Origin of the sequence: Buttiauxella sp. B2 (genome assembly GCF_006376615.1) — a bacterium.
Lineage (GTDB): Bacteria > Pseudomonadota > Gammaproteobacteria > Enterobacterales > Enterobacteriaceae > Buttiauxella.
The window spans coordinates 77525-95683 of sequence record NZ_VEXQ01000001.1; the positions used below are offsets into that span (position 1 = coordinate 77525).

General features: G+C 50.1%; 19 protein-coding genes. 5 read left to right on the top strand and 14 right to left on the bottom strand.

Annotated elements, in window-relative coordinates; genetic code table 11:
* The first annotated feature begins 103 nt into the window (after window positions 1-103).
* The 3 genes from FH968_RS00470 (at window position 104) to FH968_RS00480 (ending at window position 2171) form a co-directional block, all read left to right on the top strand.
* Entirely contained in the window at window positions 104-430 is a 327-nt protein-coding gene (locus FH968_RS00470) for a DUF3302 domain-containing protein (protein ID WP_139876431.1), read from the top strand.
* Window positions 431-434: 4 nt separating this feature from the next.
* Entirely contained in the window at window positions 435-1571 is a 1137-nt protein-coding gene (locus tag FH968_RS00475) for an HlyD family secretion protein (protein WP_139876432.1), read from the top strand.
* 135 nt (window positions 1572-1706) lie between these two features.
* Window positions 1707-2171, top strand: coding sequence for a nuclear transport factor 2 family protein (locus FH968_RS00480; protein WP_139876434.1), 465 nt, complete (start codon window positions 1707-1709; stop codon window positions 2169-2171).
* 59 nt (window positions 2172-2230) lie between these two features.
* Here FH968_RS00480 and patD read toward each other — a convergent pair whose 3' ends face one another.
* From patD to ydcS, 5 genes are read right to left on the bottom strand one after another with little or no spacing between them, the layout of a single operon-like run.
* Window positions 2231-3655, bottom strand: coding sequence for an aminobutyraldehyde dehydrogenase (patD, locus tag FH968_RS00485; protein ID WP_139876436.1), 1425 nt, complete (start codon window positions 3653-3655; stop codon window positions 2231-2233).
* Between the two features lie 19 nt (window positions 3656-3674).
* Window positions 3675-4481 (bottom strand): ABC transporter permease, encoded by an 807-nt coding sequence (locus FH968_RS00490; protein ID WP_139876438.1) that lies wholly within the window; start codon window positions 4479-4481, stop codon window positions 3675-3677.
* Window positions 4471-5409, bottom strand: a complete 939-nt coding sequence (locus FH968_RS00495) for an ABC transporter permease (protein WP_370451460.1) — start codon at window positions 5407-5409, stop codon at window positions 4471-4473. The genes FH968_RS00490 and FH968_RS00495 overlap by 11 nt, the downstream gene beginning before the upstream one ends.
* 7 nt (window positions 5410-5416) lie before the next feature.
* A complete protein-coding gene (locus FH968_RS00500; RefSeq protein WP_139876442.1) occupies window positions 5417-6442 on the bottom strand; it encodes an ABC transporter ATP-binding protein in 1026 nt (341 codons plus the stop codon).
* Between the two features lie 13 nt (window positions 6443-6455).
* The gene (ydcS, locus tag FH968_RS00505) at window positions 6456-7601 is read right to left on the bottom strand and encodes a putative ABC transporter substrate-binding protein YdcS (protein WP_139876443.1); all 1146 of its coding nucleotides are present in this window, start codon (window positions 7599-7601) and stop codon (window positions 6456-6458) included.
* 288 nt (window positions 7602-7889) lie between these two features.
* Here ydcS and FH968_RS00510 point away from each other — a divergent pair, with 288 nt between their 5' ends.
* On the top strand, window positions 7890-8690 hold the full coding sequence (locus FH968_RS00510; RefSeq protein WP_139876444.1) for an MBL fold metallo-hydrolase: 801 nt from the start codon (window positions 7890-7892) through the stop codon (window positions 8688-8690).
* A gap of 189 nt (window positions 8691-8879) precedes the next feature.
* Here FH968_RS00510 and benD read toward each other — a convergent pair whose 3' ends face one another.
* From benD to FH968_RS00545, 7 genes are all read right to left on the bottom strand, one after another.
* A complete protein-coding gene (gene benD, locus FH968_RS00515) occupies window positions 8880-9653 on the bottom strand; it encodes a benzoate diol dehydrogenase BenD (protein ID WP_139877187.1) in 774 nt (257 codons plus the stop codon).
* A gap of 9 nt (window positions 9654-9662) precedes the next feature.
* Window positions 9663-10679: a benzoate 1,2-dioxygenase electron transfer component BenC gene (gene benC / locus FH968_RS00520; protein WP_139876445.1), complete on the bottom strand. Its 1017-nt coding sequence runs from the start codon at window positions 10677-10679 to the stop codon at window positions 9663-9665.
* Between the two features lie 14 nt (window positions 10680-10693).
* Window positions 10694-11182 (bottom strand): benzoate 1,2-dioxygenase small subunit, encoded by a 489-nt coding sequence (benB, locus tag FH968_RS00525; protein ID WP_139876446.1) that lies wholly within the window; start codon window positions 11180-11182, stop codon window positions 10694-10696.
* The gene (locus tag FH968_RS00530; RefSeq protein ID WP_139876447.1) at window positions 11179-12564 is read right to left on the bottom strand and encodes a Rieske 2Fe-2S domain-containing protein; all 1386 of its coding nucleotides are present in this window, start codon (window positions 12562-12564) and stop codon (window positions 11179-11181) included. Before FH968_RS00530 ends, benB begins: the two co-directional genes overlap by 4 nt.
* A 79-nt stretch (window positions 12565-12643) precedes the next feature.
* Window positions 12644-13570 (bottom strand): catechol 1,2-dioxygenase, encoded by a 927-nt coding sequence (gene catA, locus FH968_RS00535; RefSeq protein WP_139876448.1) that lies wholly within the window; start codon window positions 13568-13570, stop codon window positions 12644-12646.
* 75 nt (window positions 13571-13645) lie between these two features.
* Window positions 13646-13936, bottom strand: a complete 291-nt coding sequence (catC, locus tag FH968_RS00540; protein WP_139876449.1) for a muconolactone Delta-isomerase — start codon at window positions 13934-13936, stop codon at window positions 13646-13648.
* A 10-nt stretch (window positions 13937-13946) separates the two neighbouring features.
* Window positions 13947-15083: a muconate cycloisomerase family protein gene (locus FH968_RS00545; protein ID WP_370451449.1), complete on the bottom strand. Its 1137-nt coding sequence runs from the start codon at window positions 15081-15083 to the stop codon at window positions 13947-13949.
* A gap of 370 nt (window positions 15084-15453) precedes the next feature.
* Between FH968_RS00545 and FH968_RS00550 the strand changes: the two genes are divergently transcribed.
* On the top strand, window positions 15454-16191 hold the full coding sequence (locus FH968_RS00550; RefSeq protein ID WP_223271271.1) for an IclR family transcriptional regulator C-terminal domain-containing protein: 738 nt from the start codon (window positions 15454-15456) through the stop codon (window positions 16189-16191).
* On the opposite strand, the gene FH968_RS00555 is transcribed toward FH968_RS00550, so the two are convergent.
* Together FH968_RS00555 and FH968_RS00560 are read right to left on the bottom strand one after the other, a co-directional pair.
* Window positions 16188-16724: a GNAT family N-acetyltransferase gene (locus FH968_RS00555; protein ID WP_139876452.1), complete on the bottom strand. Its 537-nt coding sequence runs from the start codon at window positions 16722-16724 to the stop codon at window positions 16188-16190. The genes FH968_RS00550 and FH968_RS00555 overlap by 4 nt on opposite strands.
* A 2-nt stretch (window positions 16725-16726) precedes the next feature.
* Window positions 16727-18139, bottom strand: a complete 1413-nt coding sequence (locus tag FH968_RS00560) for a PLP-dependent aminotransferase family protein (protein WP_139876453.1) — start codon at window positions 18137-18139, stop codon at window positions 16727-16729.
* Between the last annotated feature and the right edge of the window lie 20 nt (window positions 18140-18159).

Consider the following 18159-nt stretch of genomic DNA (forward strand, 5'->3'; position numbering starts at 1 on the left):
GCAATAATTAATGACGCGCAATGAATTTTCTCATTTTCATAAACGCGTATCTGGATAACGTCTATCTTTAGTAAAGAAATGCAGTTTCTTTATAGGGGTCGCTATGTTTCTCAACTATTTCGCCCTTGGTGTCCTGATTTTTGTTTTTCTCATCATTTTTTACGGGATCATTATTCTTCATGACATCCCCTATTTGATTGCAAAAGCAAGAAATCACCCTCATGCCGATGCCATTCACGTCGCCGGTTGGGTCAGTTTATTTACTCTACATGTTATATGGCCGTTTTTATGGATTTGGGCTACGTTGTATCGCCCTGAACGTGGTTGGGGTATGCAGCAAAACCCCGAAGTAACACTAGCTTCATTACAGCAACGCGTGACAGAGCTGGAACAGAAGCTCGACGACAAAAAAATAACGCCATCGGAGTAATATCATGGATTTGCTCATTATCCTGACCTATGTTGCGATCGCGTGGTCCATATTTAAAATATTCAAAATACCGGTAAACAAATGGACAGTGCCCACCGCTGCATTAGGTGGCGTATTTTTAATTGGCGCACTTATATTATTAATGAACTACAACCATCCTTATACTTACCTGGCGCAAAAAGCCGTTATTTCTATCCCACTTACGCCACAAGTGACAGGTATTGTTACTGAGGTTACTAATAAACAGAACACGATGATCAAAAAGGGAGAGGTGCTGTTTAAATTAGAACCTACGCGCTACCAGGCTCGAGTTGACAGACTGCAGGCCGATTTAATGACCGCGATACACAATACTCAGTCACTGAAAGGCCAACTCGACGAAGCCATTGCCAATACCACGCGTGTTACCGCTGAACGTGACAGATTATATAAAGATTACCAACGTTATCTGCGCGGAAGCCAGGCGCGGGTTAATCCCTTCTCCGAAAGCGATATTGATAATGCGCGGCAGAATTTTCTGGCTCAGGATGCGCTAGTAAAAGGTTCCGTTGCCGAACAAGCACAAATAAGAAGCCAGTTAGACAGCATGGTTAATGGTGAACAATCTCAAATTGTCAGCCTCCGGGCTCAATTGGCAGAAGCTAAATACAATCTTGATCAAACCGTTATCCGCGCGCCAAGCGACGGATATGTCACACAAGTGCTGATCCGCCCAGGTACCTATGCAGCGGCTCTGCCTTTACGGCCCGTAATGGTGTTCATCCCGCAACAAAAAAGGCAAATAATCGCCCAGTTCAGGCAAAACTCGTTGTTGCGTTTAGAGCCGGGTGATGAGGCTGAGGTAGTATTTAATGCGCTGCCTGGGCAGGTTTTCGAGGGCAAACTCACCGTGGTTATTCCCGTGGTGCCTGGCGGTAGCTATCAGGCACAGGGTTCGCTGCAATCGCTAACTCTGACTCCCGGTTCGGACGGTGTCCTTGCAATAATTGAGCTTGCCCCCAATGCAGATGTTGACGCATTGCCGGACGGGATCTTTGCTCAAGTCGCGGTCTACTCCGACCACTTTAGCCATGTCTCCGTAATGCGTAAGGTACTGCTGCGGATGACCAGTTGGATGCATTATCTCTATCTTGATCATTAATATGAAGAGCTTATTAGAAAGATAGTAAACAAATTCTTATTTTGTTTTGCTCATTAATAACTGTGAATGACTGGCATTTATTTAAGTTGTTTTTAGATTACGATGAATTGCAATATGTCATACAAGGATTTGTAAATGGAACACATGCATAAGCAGATTGTCAGCACGATATTAGAAATTGAGCGCGCGGCAAGTGAGCGGTTCAATAAAGGGGATGCTTCCGGGTATCTGGATATTTATCATGACGACATTACGTATGTTGACCCGATGACGCCAGGTGTGCTTACAGATAAAAATGCGGTTAGGGCGTATTTCGATAAATCTTATTTAGGTATTCAGATAGAAAAGGCGGAGTGGTCAAATATTAATTTCGTCGTCAACGAACTGGCAAATACCGTAATTTTGACTTACAACCAGCAAAATCACATTCGCAGTAAAAATGATGGCGAATTACATCAAGTTCCGTTGTGGAACTGTACCGAAGTCTATCGACTAACCGATGGTCAATGGAAAATCGCCCATGCAAACTGGTCATTTTCTCAACACCCAGCCCTTCTCAACAGCCTGAAGACATTATTTGTGAAGCTGGGTTACGCGTAATCTGTATATGTATTTATTAAGGTGGATAGCGATAAACGCTATCCACCTTCTCAAAAAGCTTAGTGCTTAATCATTACGTGCCGAATAACAGTGTAATCTTCCAACCCAAACAGCGACATATCTTTGCCATAACCCGACAGTTTTTGCCCGCCGTGCGGCATTTCGCTTACCAGCATGAAATGGGTATTCACCCAGGTACAGCCGTACTGCAAACGAGCACTTAAACGATGTGCCCGGCCTACGTTTTGTGTCCAGACTGAAGAAGCCAATCCGTAGCTGGAATCGTTCGCCCAGCCCAGAACTTGCTCCTCATTGTCAAACGCTGTCACGCTGACAACTGGCCCGAATACTTCTTTTTGCACGATGTCATCTTCCTGCTTCGCACCGGCAAGCAACGTCGGCTGGAAGTAGTAACCCGGTCCTTCTACTTTCGCCCCGCCCGTCACCACCTTCACATGCGGTAGTGCTTTGGCGGCATTTACCGCTTTGCTCACCCGCTCAAGATGAGCGGCGGAACTGAGCGGCCCCAGTTCGGTGGATTCATCGTCCGGTGCGCCATATTTCAAGCTGCTAACCGCCTCACCCAGTTTCTCGAGCAGCTTGTCGTAAACCCCTTTCTGAGCATAGATACGACAAGCAGCGGTACAGTCTTGCCCGGCATTGTAATAACCGAAGGTACGCACCCCTTCGACCACCGCATCCAAATCTGCATCATCAAACACGATGACTGGCGCTTTACCGCCTAGTTCCATATGAGTGCGTTTAATCGAAGGCGCGGTATGGCTGATGATATGTTCACCTGTCGAAATCGAACCGGTTAACGAAACCATGCGCACTTTGCTATGACCGGTCAACACATCGCCGACCGTTTGCCCACGTCCGAACAGCACGTTCAACACACCTGCCGGGAAAATATTTTTCGCCAGCTCAGCAAGCTTAAACGCAGTAAGTGGCGTGATTTCAGACGGTTTGATCACCACACAGTTACCTGCGGCTAATGCCGGGGCAAGTTTCCAGGCCGCCATCATTAACGGGTAGTTCCACGGTGCGATGGACGCAACCACACCGACTGGATCACGGCGGACCATTGAAGTATGACCGCTCAGATATTCCCCCGCAGCCAGCCCGTTCAGGCAACGACTCGCCCCCGCAAAGAAGCGAAAGACGTCCACCACAGCAGGAATCTCATCATTCAACACACAGTGATATGGTTTGCCGCAGTTTTGCGACTCCAGACGGGCAAATACCTCGCCATTTTGCTCAATCACATCTGCCAGTTTCAGCAAATGTTCCGCACGCTCTTTCGGCGTGGTTTGCCCCCAAGTGAGGAATGCCTTATCCGCAGCCATCACCGCATCATTGACCTGTTCAGCTGTCGCTTCTGCTATTTCCAGCAGTACTTCTCCCGTTGCCGGATTGTAGACCGGTAACTTTTCACCCAGGCCGTCTACTAACTGGCCGTTAATTAATAGCTGGCTTTGCATAGTGATACCCTTCTCATATTTATTTACCGCTGCCCGCAACTTCATCTCCGCCACGGCTCAGCCAGTACGCCCCTAAAATCGGAATAGTGGTCATCAGCATCACCATTAATGCCACCACATTGGTTACCGGCACTTCACGCGGGCGGCCCAGTTGATTAAGCAACCACAACGGCAATGTGCGCTCATGTCCAGCGGTAAACGTAGTGACAATAATTTCATCAAACGATAGCGCAAACGCCAGCATGCCCCCGGCTAACAGCGCAGACCCTAGATTGGGCAAAATGACATAGCGGAAGGTTTGCCAGCCATCAGCGCCTAAATCCATCGACGCCTCAATCAAGCTGTACGAGGTGCGACGAAAACGGGCGATGACGTTGTTAAACACAATCACCACGCAAAACGTCGCGTGCCCTACCACAATCGTCAGAAATCCCGGTTCAAAATTCATCATTTTGAATGCGGTGAGTAATGCGATACCGGTAATAATTCCTGGTAACGCAATCGGTAACAGCAATAACAAGGAGATAGCGTTTTTACCGAAGAATTCCCGTCGCCAAAGTGCAGCGGCAGCCAGTGTGCCCAGGATCAAAGCAAGTATAGTTGCCAGCGTCGCAATTTTAAGTGACAACGTCACTGAATCAAGAATATCACCCCGTGATGCCGCCACGCTGAACCAGTGCAACGTCAACCCTTTAGGTGGAAAACTGAATGCCGCTTCCTCGGTATTAAACGCGTAAAGCGCAATAATCAGCAGTGGGAAGTGCAGGAAAATCACCCCGCCCCAGGCGGCGATTTTTAGCAGTAACGGTGCGCGTTCAGAGTGCATCGAAGGCCCCCAGTCGTTTCACCAGCGTGAGGTAAATGGCGATAAGCACTATCGGCACCAGAGTAAATGCAGCTGCCATCGGCATATTACCAATCGCACCCTGTTGGGAATAAACCATGTTGCCGATGAAATACCCCGGCGGCCCCACCAACTGCGGCACAATAAAATCACCGAGCGTTAGCGAAAAGGTAAATACCGATCCCGCGGCAACGCCTGGGATCGCCAGCGGCAGAATGACATGGCGGAAGGTTTGAGACGGACGTGCGCCCAAATCAGCTGAGGCCTGTAACAATGACGGTGGTAAGCGCTCAAGTGCGGCCTGAATGGGCAAAATCATAAACGGCAGCCAGATGTAGAGAAACACCAGGAAGCGCCCAAGACCTGATGTAGACAACGTATTGCCACCAACCGCCGGAATGGTTAACACCAGATTTAATAGTGGTTCCAGCCCCATATGCTGCAAAAACCACTGCGCCACGCCATCGCGTGAAAGCAACAGCGTCCAGGCGTAAGCCTTAACAATGTAGCTGGCCCACATCGGCAGCATCACAGCGATATAGAAAAACGCTTTGAGCTTGCCGCTGGTGTAGCGTGCCATGAAGTACGCCATAGGAAATGCCAGCACTGCGCTGGCGAGCGTCACGGCGATGGCCATTGTTAAGGTGCGCAAAATGATGTCGTAGTTAGCCGGGTTAAACAGCGCGGTGATATTGGCAAATGTCAGGTCAGGCGTGACTGACATGGTGAAATCATCAAAGGTGTAAAACCCTTGCCACAACAGCGTTAGTAACGAACCAAGGTAAATAACGCCAAACCACAGCAATGGCGGCAGTAATAATAACGCCAGCCAGAACCCGGGGCGCTGCCATAAAAATGTGGCGATGCGCCGCATTAGACGGTTATCAGGGTGGGATGCGGGAATACTCATATCCATTTCATCCTTCCCCCTGCAACGCAACCATCGCTGCACGGGGCCAAACCGCGGTAACTTGCTGGCCAATTTGATAGCGTTCTTCGCTGATAATGCGCTGCGGATTTGCTTCGCTAACCAACAACTTTTCGCCACCGGCAAGGCGCAATTCAAGGCGCGTCGCGGCTCCCTGATAGTGAATTTCCTGAATCATGCCGCTTACCTGAATTTCGCCGCTATTGGCAGGTTCATTATTCAGAACGATATGCTCAGGGCGCAGTGAAAACAGCCCTTCTTCCCCGCAGACTTTCCCGGAAAGTGCAGGCTGTAATACGTTCGAGGTGCCGACAAAACTCGCCACAAATGCGGTGCGTGGCTTCATATATAACTGGCGCGGTGTATCAACTTGTTCGATGCGCCCGTTATTGAATACCGCGACGCGATCCGACATCGACAGCGCTTCGCTTTGGTCGTGGGTGACAAAAATAAAAGTGATACCTAACTCGCGCTGGAGTTTTTTCAACTCGCCCTGCATTTGCTCACGCAGTTTGAGATCTAATGCGCCCAGCGGTTCATCAAGTAGCAACACGCGTGGACGATTCACTAATGCGCGAGCCAGTGCCACACGCTGACGTTGACCGCCGGAAAGTTGTGACGGTTTACGGGCATGAACGAACCCCAATGCCACACGATCCAGTGCTTCTTGCGCTTTGGCGAGCCGCGTTTTCTTATCAATACCTTTCACCATTAATCCGTACGCGACGTTTTCCAACACTGTCATGTGAGGAAACAAAGCGTAATCCTGGAAGACGGTATTCACATCGCGTTGGTAAGGCGGCACGTCCTGTGCCGGTTTACCAAAAATTGCGATTTCGCCGGAACTCACCTGCTCAAAGCCGGCAATCAGCCGTAAACAGGTGGTTTTGCCCGAGCCAGATGGCCCGAGCATCGAGAAAAACTCCCCGTCTTCAATATCAATCGACACGTTATCAACGGCTCGCACATCACCGTACAGGCGCGAGACGTTATGGAACTGTACGGCGTACGACATAACTCCTCCAGGCTTAACGGCCACCCATAATTGCGATGTAATCCTGGGTCCAGCGACTGTACGGCACGAATTTACCGCCTTCTGCTATTGGGGTTTTCCAGAACACAATCTTATCGAAGTAGTTATAACCGTTGGTTTCACAGCCTTTATCACCCAGCAACGTACTGGCTTTACAACCTGCGGCTACCGCGGGGAGCGAACCAAACCACGCAGCCACATCACCTTGTACTTTCGGGGTCAGTGACCAGTTCATCCATTTGTAGGCACAGTTCATGTGTTTCGCGTCAGCATGCAGCATGGTGGTGTCGGCCCAACCCGTCACACCTTCTTTCGGGAATACGGTGGCTATCGGCTGGCCTTCGCCTTTCAGGGCGTTGGCCTGATATGGCCAGGCACTGGAGGCCACCACGCCTTCGTTTTTGAAGTCGCTCATCTGAACGGTGGTGTCGTGCCAGTAGCGGTGGATCAAACCGTGTTGGTCACGCAGCACTTTCAGCACGGCCTGATATTGTTCTTCGGTGAGCTGGTAGGGGTCAGTAATACCGAGTTGCGGCTGAGTGGCTTTCACAAATAGCGCGGCATCGGCAATATAAATTGGCCCATCGTAAGCCTGCACGCGGCCAAGGTTGGTTTTGCCATCTGGCAAATCTTGTTTAACAAACACCACACCCCAGCTATCAGGCGGTGTCGGGAACGTTTTAGTGTTGTACATCAGCAGGTTTGGCCCCCACTGATACGGCGTGCCGTACACTTTGTCGCTGACGTTAAACCACGATCCTTTTACCAGACGCGGATCAACGTTTTTCCAGTTTGGAATAAGCGCGGTGTTAATCGGCTGCACGCGTTTGCCCATTATCAGGCGCAACGAGGCATCGCCAGAAGCGGTGACAAGGTCATAACCGCCCTTCGCCATTAAGCTGACCATTTCGTCCGAAGTGGCCGCCGTTTTCACATTCACCTTACACCCGGTTTCTTTTTCAAATCCTGTCACCCAGTCGTAGGCCTTATCGGTATCGCCACGTTCGATATAACCCGGCCAGGCGATGATATCGAGCTGCCCTTCGCCGGCACCAATTTTGTCTGGAAGCCCTGCCGCCTGTGCCGAAAGCACGGTCAAACAGAGAGAAGAAAGGGTCAATAGAGCCTGTTTTGTACGCATTGCTGCTACTCCTGTCTGTAGATAAAGGCGGCACGCCATTGGTGAGTACCGAAAGTGCAAAAAAAATCCCCGTAGAAAAACAATAGTCTGCGTAAATATGGCAAGCAGGCTGCTGACAGGAATTTTCACCAGGTTGTGATAGACAGCGCAGTAAAGCGCATACCCGGAATTATTCGCACGGTAAGATAACTGGATGATTTTTAAAGTGTAGATAAGGTGTAAGCGAGGCGGGAAATTCACGCCACCGATTTTCGCAATTATAGAAATTTCATATGGATGGAGCTAAGAGTGGCATTAACCATCAGGGTGTTACTGGAAAATCGGCTTGCTGGCAGCGCAAAAAAACCACTGTTGGCTAAGGCCGGACTCAGTTTGTTGATTGAGGATGAAAGTACGACAATTTTGTTCGACACCGGACCTGATGGCAGCTTCTTGCATAATGCCGCCCTGATGGGCGTCGACTTGTCCAGATTAACCGCTACGGTGCTCTCTCATGGCCATTATGACCATTGTGGTGGCGTGCCATGGTTGCCTGATAACAGCCGAATCATCTGCCATCCGCAGATAGCCAATGAGCGCTATTCATCAGTAAATTTTCTTGGTGTAACCAGGAAAATCAAAAAGTTATCATTAGACATTGATTACTCGCGCCACCATATGGAGTATAGCTGTACACCCTTGCATATCAGCGAACGCTTTATGTGGTCAGGTGAGATAGCTGTAGCCAAACCGCAGGCATATGGCGTGATTAGCGGCAAAAATGCGGCTTTGGATTACGTCATTGACGAGGGTGTACTGATTTATCAATCTGACCGGGGATTGGTAATTATTATCGGTTGCGGACATCGCGGGATCATCAATATCGTGCGCCATTGTCAAAAAATCACCGGTATAAATCGTATTCATGCATTGTTCGGTGGTTTCCATCTACGTAGCGCATCGCCCCATGAACTCTGGCAAGTCAGGCAGTTTTTGAATCAGGAAAAACCAGATAAAATAATGGGTTGTCATTGTACTGGTGCCTGGGGCCGATTATGGTTACCCGAGGCAGTAGCGCCAGCGGCAGGGGAAGTGTTTGTCCTGGAATGACATGTTATGAGGCCATTGAATTCACCTCCTGATGCTCAACGATTAATGCAGTTTTAAATAATACACTGGAGCAAAAAGACTCTATCAGGGCCAGTTAACGGCCCTGAGTTTTAATTAAGCGTAAATCTGACTGGCACTGGCGTTTTAACACTCAAGAGAAATCTTCATGTGCGCCAGCACTGAGCACAATCACCCCAAATCGCCTCCGCCAACTGGCAGTATTGTTCCCGTTATGTAGCTGGCATCATCACTTGCCAGAAACAAAATGGCATTGGCCTGCTCTGCTAACATTCCGTAGCGATGCATCAAGCTGCTGTCTTTCGTTTGATCCACCACTTGCTGATACCACTGTTGTTCTTGCGGGCCAGGGCTTTCATGATTGCGGGGCGTCAGACGCGCGGGTGCTTCAGTACCACCCGGCGCCGTGGCGTTAATTCGGATACCGCTTCCGGTATATTCCATGGCGAGTGATTGGGTAATCGCATTCACTCCGCCTTTGGCGGCGGAATATGGCACCCGATTGACACCTCGAGTTGCCACTGATGAAACGTTGACGATAACACCGCGTTGCTGCGCCAGCATATAGGGCAAGACAGCCCGACACCCCCAAAGCGTAGGAAACAGAGAACGGCGGATTTCTGCCTCAATTTGCTCCGGTTGGTACTCTGCATACGGACGAGCCCATATGGTGCCACCCACGTTATTTACCAGAATATCAAGCAGGCCAAAATGCTGATGCGCCTGCGCAAAAACCTGCTCGGTGCTTTCCCATTGCTCAAGATCAGCCTCTAATGCCAGCACTTGCGTTCCTTGCTGGCGCAGGTTTTCTGCCAGTTCATGTATATAGCGAGCCCGGTCGATTAATACCAGTCGAGCTCCTTCCGCAGCCGCCTGCTCTGCTACCTGGCGGCCAATACCTTGCGCTGCACCGGTGATAACTACCACTTTGTTTTGAAATCGCATCATGGTTCCTTATGCCGCAGCAACCAGGCCTGGGGCAAATTTTTCATAGTGAAAACTGGCGGGTGTAATCTGACGCTCGTGGAAGTTGCGTAGCACCGCATCAACCATCGGTGGTGGGCCGCAGAGATAGACATCCACGTCACCATTATTGAGCAGGGTTTCGCTGAAGTGATCGGTCACAAATCCCTTTTGCGGGCATGCAGACGCGGTATCAGTCACAATTGGCAGCCATGTTAAATTTGGCAGGCGTTGCGCTAGTTCATTCAATGCTTCTACCATCACCAAATCGGTATCTTTTGTAACGCCATAAAGTAGCGTTACAGGCTGATTCGCCGGGGTTTGCGCAAGGTGTTTTAGCATAGCCAGGAATGGTGCAAGGCCAGTACCGCCCGCAAGCATTAGCATTGGGCGTTGTGCCGGGCGCAGGTAAAAACTCCCCATCGGCCCAGAAAGCGTTAGCGCGTCGCCGGGTTTCGCCTGCTCTAACAACCAGGTGCTCATCATGCCGCCGGGTACATTGCGAATCAGGAAGCTTGCGTGCATATCGCCCGGTAATGAACTAAATGAGTAAGCTCGAATATGTGAGCCGCCTGGAACCTGGATGTTCACATACTGGCCCGGCAGGAAGTCGATCCCTTTTTCTAGCTCAACCACCAGTTCAATGGCGCTTGTTGACAGCGCACGGCTGACAATAACGGTGCCCTGGTAACTGCCAATTCCCGTCTTACATGCAGACGCGGATACCGGGACATCAATCACGCAGTCAGAATTAGGTATCATTTGGCAAGTTAAAACCTGCCGTTGTTGCACTTCGTCGTCAGACAAAGCATCTTCCAGAAAATCGTCGCCCAGTGCATATTCCCCGCTGGCGCAGTGGCACTTGCAGGTTCCGCACACACCGTCTGAGCAATCCATCGGCAAATTAACTTTCTGGCGATAAGCTGCATCCAGCACTTTCTCGCCTGCGTTGCAGTGAATAAACCGCGTAACCCCATCTTCAAAGTTCAGGGCGATGTTAAAACTCATGGCGTTACCTCGTCTCAGACGTGATAGATGTCGATCACCTGACGGATGTAATCATTGTTTAGATGGATGGTTTTGCGCGTAATCTGCGGCAGGCTGTCGGTTTGTTGCAGCGTGCAAAACGTCGTACCGAAGAAGTAGCCGCTTTGCTGGTAACGATGGCTGTGCGTGACCCAGTTGTAGCGCACATCCACGCAGTCACCGTTGCTCCCGATAATCGCAATGTTGCTTATCATATGGGTTGTGCGCGGCTCTGGGGTGCTGGCGCCAGAGCGCTCAGTTTTAATGCGATAAACACGATCTTCCAGCCCTTCTCTATTCGGGTAATAGATCAGGGAAATCTGGCTTTGTGGATCGGTGGTGAGCTTATCGTCGTCGCCCCAGGCTGGCATCCAGTACACCACTTTTGGGCTGTAACAGCTTAACCACTCATCCCACTGGCGGTCGTCCAGCAGGCTTGCTTCGTGGTAGAGGAACTGGCTGATGGCGGTAATGTCCAGGCTCATGATGCCACCTCCACGCGTTGAGTCACGGTGGCGTCATATTGGCGTTGCTCTTTTTCGATGGCCGCCAGCATAGTTTGCTGCCAGTGATGATGATGAGCGATGTAAAGCGCTTCGTCTTCTGAGCGAATGCCGCTGATTTGTGGATTAAGCCCCGCCTGTTGCGCATGCTCATCCGGCCCATAAACCCAGTGCGTGGCTCCACGACTCAGGTCGCTCCATTCCAGATTTTGCGCGAGATAACCCTGCTGGCAGGCACGGAACTCTTCCAGGTCGTCAGGTGTTCCCATGCCGCTGACATTAAAGAAATCTTCGTATTGCCGAATACGCGTGGCGCGCGTTTGTGCGTCTTCACCTTTTGGCGCAAAGCAGTAAATCGTCACTTCGGTTTTATCCACGGCCAGCGGGCGAATCACGCGGATTTGCGTTGAGAATTGGTCCATCAGATAGACATTGGGATACAGACACAAATTGCGGGTTTCATTCACCATCAGGTCAGCGCGTTTTTCGCCAAACTCGGCTTTCAGCCTTTCACTTTGGGCAAATACCGGGCGCACTTCGGGGTTGAGTGCTCGCGTCCACAACAGCATATGACCATGTTCAAAACCGTAACCGCCGCCGACACTTTTCGACCAGCCATTGGCATCAACAGACTGTGTCCCTTCTGCTTCGTAATTGCGACGCGACATGGTCGAGGCGTAATTCCAGTGCACGACGCTAACGTGGTAGCCATCGGCACCATTTTCAGCGCCTAGCTTCCAGTTTCCTTCGTAGATGTAACTCGACGCACCTTGCAGGACTTCCAGCCCTTCGGGGGCTTGATCAACAATCAAATCAATAATTTTGCGCGTTTCGCCGAGGTAATCCTCAAGCGGCATAACGTCGTCAGAAAGACTCCCAAACAGGAAGCCGCGATAAGACTCAAAACGCGGCAGCTTTTTCAGGTCGTGGGAACCGTGCTGCTTAAAGGACTCTGGATATCCCCCTACACTTTCATCTTTGGCTTTTAATAATTTACCGTTATTACTGAACGTCCAACCGTGGAATGGGCAGGTAAATGAGCTCTTATTACCCGCTTTTCGGCGGCACAACATCGCGCCACGGTGAGCGCAGCTGTTAATTAACCCGTGCATTTCATTCTTTTTGTCACGAGTAATAATAATCGGTTGCCTACCCAAAGTTAAAGTAAAATAGTCTCCGGCATCCGGGATTTGGCTTTCGTGGGCAAGATACACCCAATTACCTTCGAAGATATGCTTCATCTCCAAATCAAATAATTGCGCATCAATAAATACATTGCGATTGCAACGGTAAATGTCATTCTCACGATCAACAATTAATGCATTGTTGATTTTTTTCTTTATTGCATCCAGTGTTTTTTGCATAGCACAACCTCCCGTTGAGGATAACTTTATATACACGTCCGTAATTGCAGATGAATGCCAGCTTTCGCTGGCATATTAGTTATTCTTTGGCACGGAGTCGGGTAATACGTGATTCATCTTCAGCGGTATGGGATTTGCAAATGGTGAAATCAAATTCAACTTCCGTGTGCTCGCCGCTTAAACCGCGTGATTTGATGATTTGCGGATCGGTAATGGTTACCGGTTCGGCAATTAACCCATCACGGGTTGCAAAAGCAAAGTCATCCCACAAGTATTTGTCGCCATTAAGGTTAATTTGGCTGGTGAGATGCTTGTGGCCTGCTGCAGAAACAAAGAAGTGAATATGTGCCGGACGATTACCGTGACGGCCAAGGCGGGTGAGCAGTTTCTGCGTTGGGCCATCTGGCGGGCAACCGTAGCCTGATGGAACAATACTTTGCACGCTGTAGCGCCCGTCGCTACCGGTTTTAATGCGGCGACGCAGGTTATATTCACTTTGGCTCTGGTCGAAGAAAGAGTATCCCCCCAACGTATTCGCATGCCAGATATCCACAATGGCATTGGCCACCGGGTTACCTTTGGTGTCGCGTACGGTGCCGTGCAACCACATGGTTTTGCCGTTATCAAGACCATCATCCATGCGTGTGTGGCCTTCGGCTAAAGGCGCATTGGCAACGTATAATGGCCCTTCGATAGTGCGTGGCGTACCCGACTCAAGCTGTGCGGCAGTATCCTGAGCGTCCTGGCGCAAATCCAGATAGTGTTCAAGCCCTAAACCTGCGGCGAGTAATGCAGCTTCCTGGCGGCCGCCAAGTTCATGCAGGTAATTCGCAGCATGCCAGAACTCTTCTTCGGTAATATTAAAATCATCAATCAAAGTGCAGATATTTTCTAACAAACGATGAATGATATTTTTAAAGCGTTCATCACCTTCAACACCATTTAAACCAGCACTTTCTCTTAATAATGCTTGCACTTCAGGCAGGCGAACAAAGTTGGTTGTCATAATTATTGTCTCATTGCTTATTTATAGGGGCCATACCCAGATACGGGCATGGCACAGATGAATTATTATTATTTTTTATTTATCGTCATTGCGAATAGATGATGGGTGGCGACATAATGCGTCAACAGAAATGTTCATGTACGGGTAAAGTGGCAAGCCCATTAATAAGTCATGCAATTCTTCAGCATCTTTAACATCAAAAATGCTGACATTAGAATATAAACCCGCAACACGCCATATATGTCGCCACTTCCCTTCTTGCTGCAATATTTGTGAGTAAGCCTTTTCTTTCGCTTTAATTTCGCGGGCTTCTTCCACTGGCATGTCGAGTGGAATATTTACCGTCATTTCAACTTTAAATAACATCTGGCTCTCCTTAATTCTTGCGACAGTAATAGGCTAATTTATCTTCATCAATCGTTACACCCAATCCAGGTGCTTGCGGTAAAGTCACGGCACTGTTCGCAAACTGTAGTGGGTTTTCCACAATATCGTCTTTCAGTAATAGCGGGCCAAACATCTCGGTTCCCCATTGCAATGGCAGTGTCGACCAGGCGTGAAGTGAAGCCACCGTCCCAATCGTGCCTTCCAGCATAGTACCGCCGTATAAACCAATGCCCGCCGCCTGCGCGACGTGAGCCAGGCGCAGTACACTTGCCGGGCCACCTGATTTAGCAATTTTTAGCGCGTAAGCGCCAGTAAATCCGCGTCGTGCAATATCATAGCCATCTTCACTGCTTGCCACTGCTTCATCAGCAAGAATGGCTGCTTTACCCTGGTGGCTCAGGCGAACGAGTGCTTCACGATCATGGGCTGCAACAGGCTGTTCAATTAAATCGATTCCCATCGCATCTAATTGCGCACAACCGCGCATGGCCTGGCTTGCGTCCCAGGCCTGGTTTACATCCACACGAATACTGGCACGGGACCCCAGCGCTTCAATGATTGCACGCGTGTGCTGCAAGTCCGCGCGTAAATCCCTTGCACCAATTTTCAGCTTAAAGGCGTTGTGTCGCCCTTCGGCCAGCAGTTTTTCACCTTCAATAATGTCTTTTTCGGTATCACCGCTTGCCAGCGTCCACAGCACCGGAAGTTGAGTACTTAGCGCACCTCCTAACAAAGCGCTTACCGGTAAGCCGAGCGCCTTGCCTTGCGCATCTAACAATGCCGTTTCGATAGCCGATTTGGCAAAGGTATTACCGCGCACGCATTTATTCATCAGCGTGACCAGGTGATTAACGTTATCCGCCGGTTGCCCAATCAACAGCGGGGCAAGATAGGTATCAATGGCCGATTTAATCCCTTCCGGGCTTTCTACGCCGTAGCTCAGCCCGCCAATCGTGGTGGCCTCTCCCAAACCGGTAATGCCGTCCGAACGGGTCATGCGCAAGATAACCAGCGTCTGACAACCCATCGTGGTCATCGAAAGTTTGTGCGGCCGAATGGTGGGTAGGTCAACAATCAGGCTTTCCAGATGTTCGATAGTGGCGCTCATATTCTTCCCATAGGGCATTGTTTTTGCGCCCTTATTATTATCATTATTACGTTTAAGCTTTCATTTCATTTGCTGGATAAATTCCCTGCAAACTGAACGGTGTTTTCTGACAATAGGAGCTACCCCACGGTAGCGTCAACGGCGGTAATCGAATTTATGTGCGATTATCGACACGTTACGGTTATTCGACAGAGTTTTGTGATCGTGGTGGAATATTCTGCACATCGCGTGGGGCAAAGTTGCCGGGTAAGTCGAGTTAGCGCATTCTGATGTCCATTCAGACTGGCGGGAGTAGCAACCAATGAAGAAGAATAACCCTGATAATCAAGATGTTATTTCTGATGATAACGAAGAAATTCAATGCGTTGCTAAAAGAGATCCCAATTTCATGCTGTCACTCGCTCGTGGCCTGGAGGTCCTTGATGCCTTCACGCCGCAACGTCAGCGGCTGACGATTTCACAACTCAGCCAGAAAACACATATTTCCCGAGCGGCGGTTCGCCGCTGCCTTTACACACTGGCGACGTTGGGGATGGTCCACAGCCCGGATGGGCGCAGTTACGAATTGCTGCCGCGAGTCTTGACGGTGGGTCATGCTTATCTTGCTGGCACCCCGTTGGCAAAAGTGGCACAAACTGCACTGGACAACCTGAGCAAATCGCTTAATCACTCGTGTTCGGTTGCTACGCTGGATGGTGACAACGTGCTCTATATTGCGCGCACGGCGGTCGATAATTTGATGAGTATTGATATTGGCCGTGGAAGCCGCCTGCCCGCATGGGCAACCTCGATGGGCCGCGTGTTACTGAGTGCATTACCGGAAGCCGAGCTGGAAATATATCTCGAGCGCGCAAAGCTTATGCGTTACACCCAGCACACGGTGTCAACCGTGGCGCAGTTACGTAACGAGATAGCACTGGCGCGTCGTCAGGGATATGCAATCAATGATCAACAACTGGAGATTGGTTTGCGGTCGGTTGCAGTGCCAATGCTGGCACGCGGGGGAAAAGTGGTTGCAGCGATGAATGTTGGCGTGCCCGCAAGCGAAGTCAGCGTCGCACAAATTCGCGAACATATTCTGCCGCCTTTACGTCGCGCAGCAGCAGAATTGTCGATGTCACTTTAGACGGTCTGCGTTTTGGCAATGCGATATAGCACGTGGCGGCGCAGCGGCGAGTTTTCCGAAACAGCCGGATGGTCAAATTCCTCACAGCGTCGCATGCCAATTTTTTCCATCACGCGCTGAGAGGCGACATTTTCAAGTGCGGTAAAAGCCACGATTTCTGCTATCCCGTACTGGTTAAAACCGATTTCCAAGGCTTTGGCTGCGGCTTCCGGGGCATAACCTTTACCCCAGAACGGTTTGTCCAGACGCCAGCCAATTTCGATAACCGGCGAGAACGGTAATTCGTAAGTCGGAATATTTAACCCAACAAAGCCGATAAACGCCCCACTACTTTTTTCTTCTACCGCCCACAAACCCCAGTCGTTAGCCGCCATCTTCTGCTCGATAATGTCCACCATCTTGTCGCTTTCTTCGCGCGTTAACGTTCTGAGCAGATAGCGCATTACTTCGGGATTGCTGTTTAAAACGGCATACGGTTCGCGGTCTTGTTGCCTCCATGGCCGCAAAATCAGGCGTTCGGTCTGGTATTCCATGTTCATTCCTTAAGTTGCTGTTGAATTAAATATGACAATGTCACCACGGCTTGTTGCTCTCGTTCTCCTAACGCCCATGAGGCATTCAGGCGGAAGTAGTTATCCCACGCCCGTCCGGTGGTGAACATTTTTCCCGGCGCAATACTGATTTTGTGTGCGATAGCGTGTTCACTCAACAGGCTGGCGTCCATACCTTCTGGCAGTTCAACCCACAGAAAATAGCCGCTTTCACTGCGGTGAATCTTCACCTCTGAGGGGAAGTGTTGGTGCAATGCCTGCCAGGTCTGCTGCTTACGCTCGGCAAGCGTTCGCCGCAATTTGCGCAGATAGGTGTCGTAACGTTTGGTCGCCAGATAATCGACCAGTGCCAGTTGCATAGGCGAACTGGTAGACAGTGTGCTCATCAACTGGAGTTGCTGGATGCGCCGTGCATGTTTCCCCGCCGCTACCCAACCAATACGAAAACCTGCAACCAGGCATTTTGAAAAAGAGGAACAATGGAGCGTTATGCCTTGTTGGTCATAGGCACGTGCAGGTAATGGGCGCTCCCGCCCATAATAAAGCTCGCTGTAAACATCGTCTTCTATCAGCACCACGTTGTGTTCTTGCAATAACTCAACCAGTTGCCGTTTCTTTTCAGGTGACAATGTCACGCCTAACGGGTTCTGGCTGTTGGTCATTAACCAACATGCTTTGACCGGATAATCATTCAGCGCCTGTTTCAGAGCGTGAAGATCAATGCCATTTTGTGGATCAGTTGCCACCGACAGTGCTTTTAAGCGCAAGCGCTCTAGAGCCTGCAATGCGCCATAAAAACAGGGGTTTTCGACAATCACCCAGTCTCCAGGCTCCGTTACTGCTTGCAAACTAAGGTTCAGCGCTTCGAGCGCACCCGCCGTTATGACAATTTCATCCGGCGAAACCTGCATTCCCTGTTGTGCGTAACGACGCGCAATAGCGTGGCGCAAGGCTTCATTTCCCGGTGGCAGGTTTTCAATCACGCTCATTGCCGTCGCCGTTTTACTGACAGTCGCAAGTGAACGGTTGAGCTGCTGGAGCGGGAATAATCGCGGGTCAGGAAATGCAGAACCAAAAGGCACCACAGAGGCATCGCAACTGGCCTGCAAGACATCAAAGATATAGGTATTGATATCAACCGACTCATCACGCGTGACTTTGACTGGTGCCGGAGCGCTGCGTACGGCCAGACGCGGAGCCACGTAATAACCAGATTGCGGCCTGGCCACAATCACCCCCTGGCTTTCAAGTGTTTGATAAGCATGACTGACCGTCATAAAACTCATACCGCTTAGGGTGACTTGCTCACGTAACGAAGGCAGTTTATCCCCCGGAAGCCATGCGCCAAGCGCTATCTGGTCGATGATTTGCTGTGCCAACTGCTGGTACTTTTTCATTTACTGACCTACGCTTGATA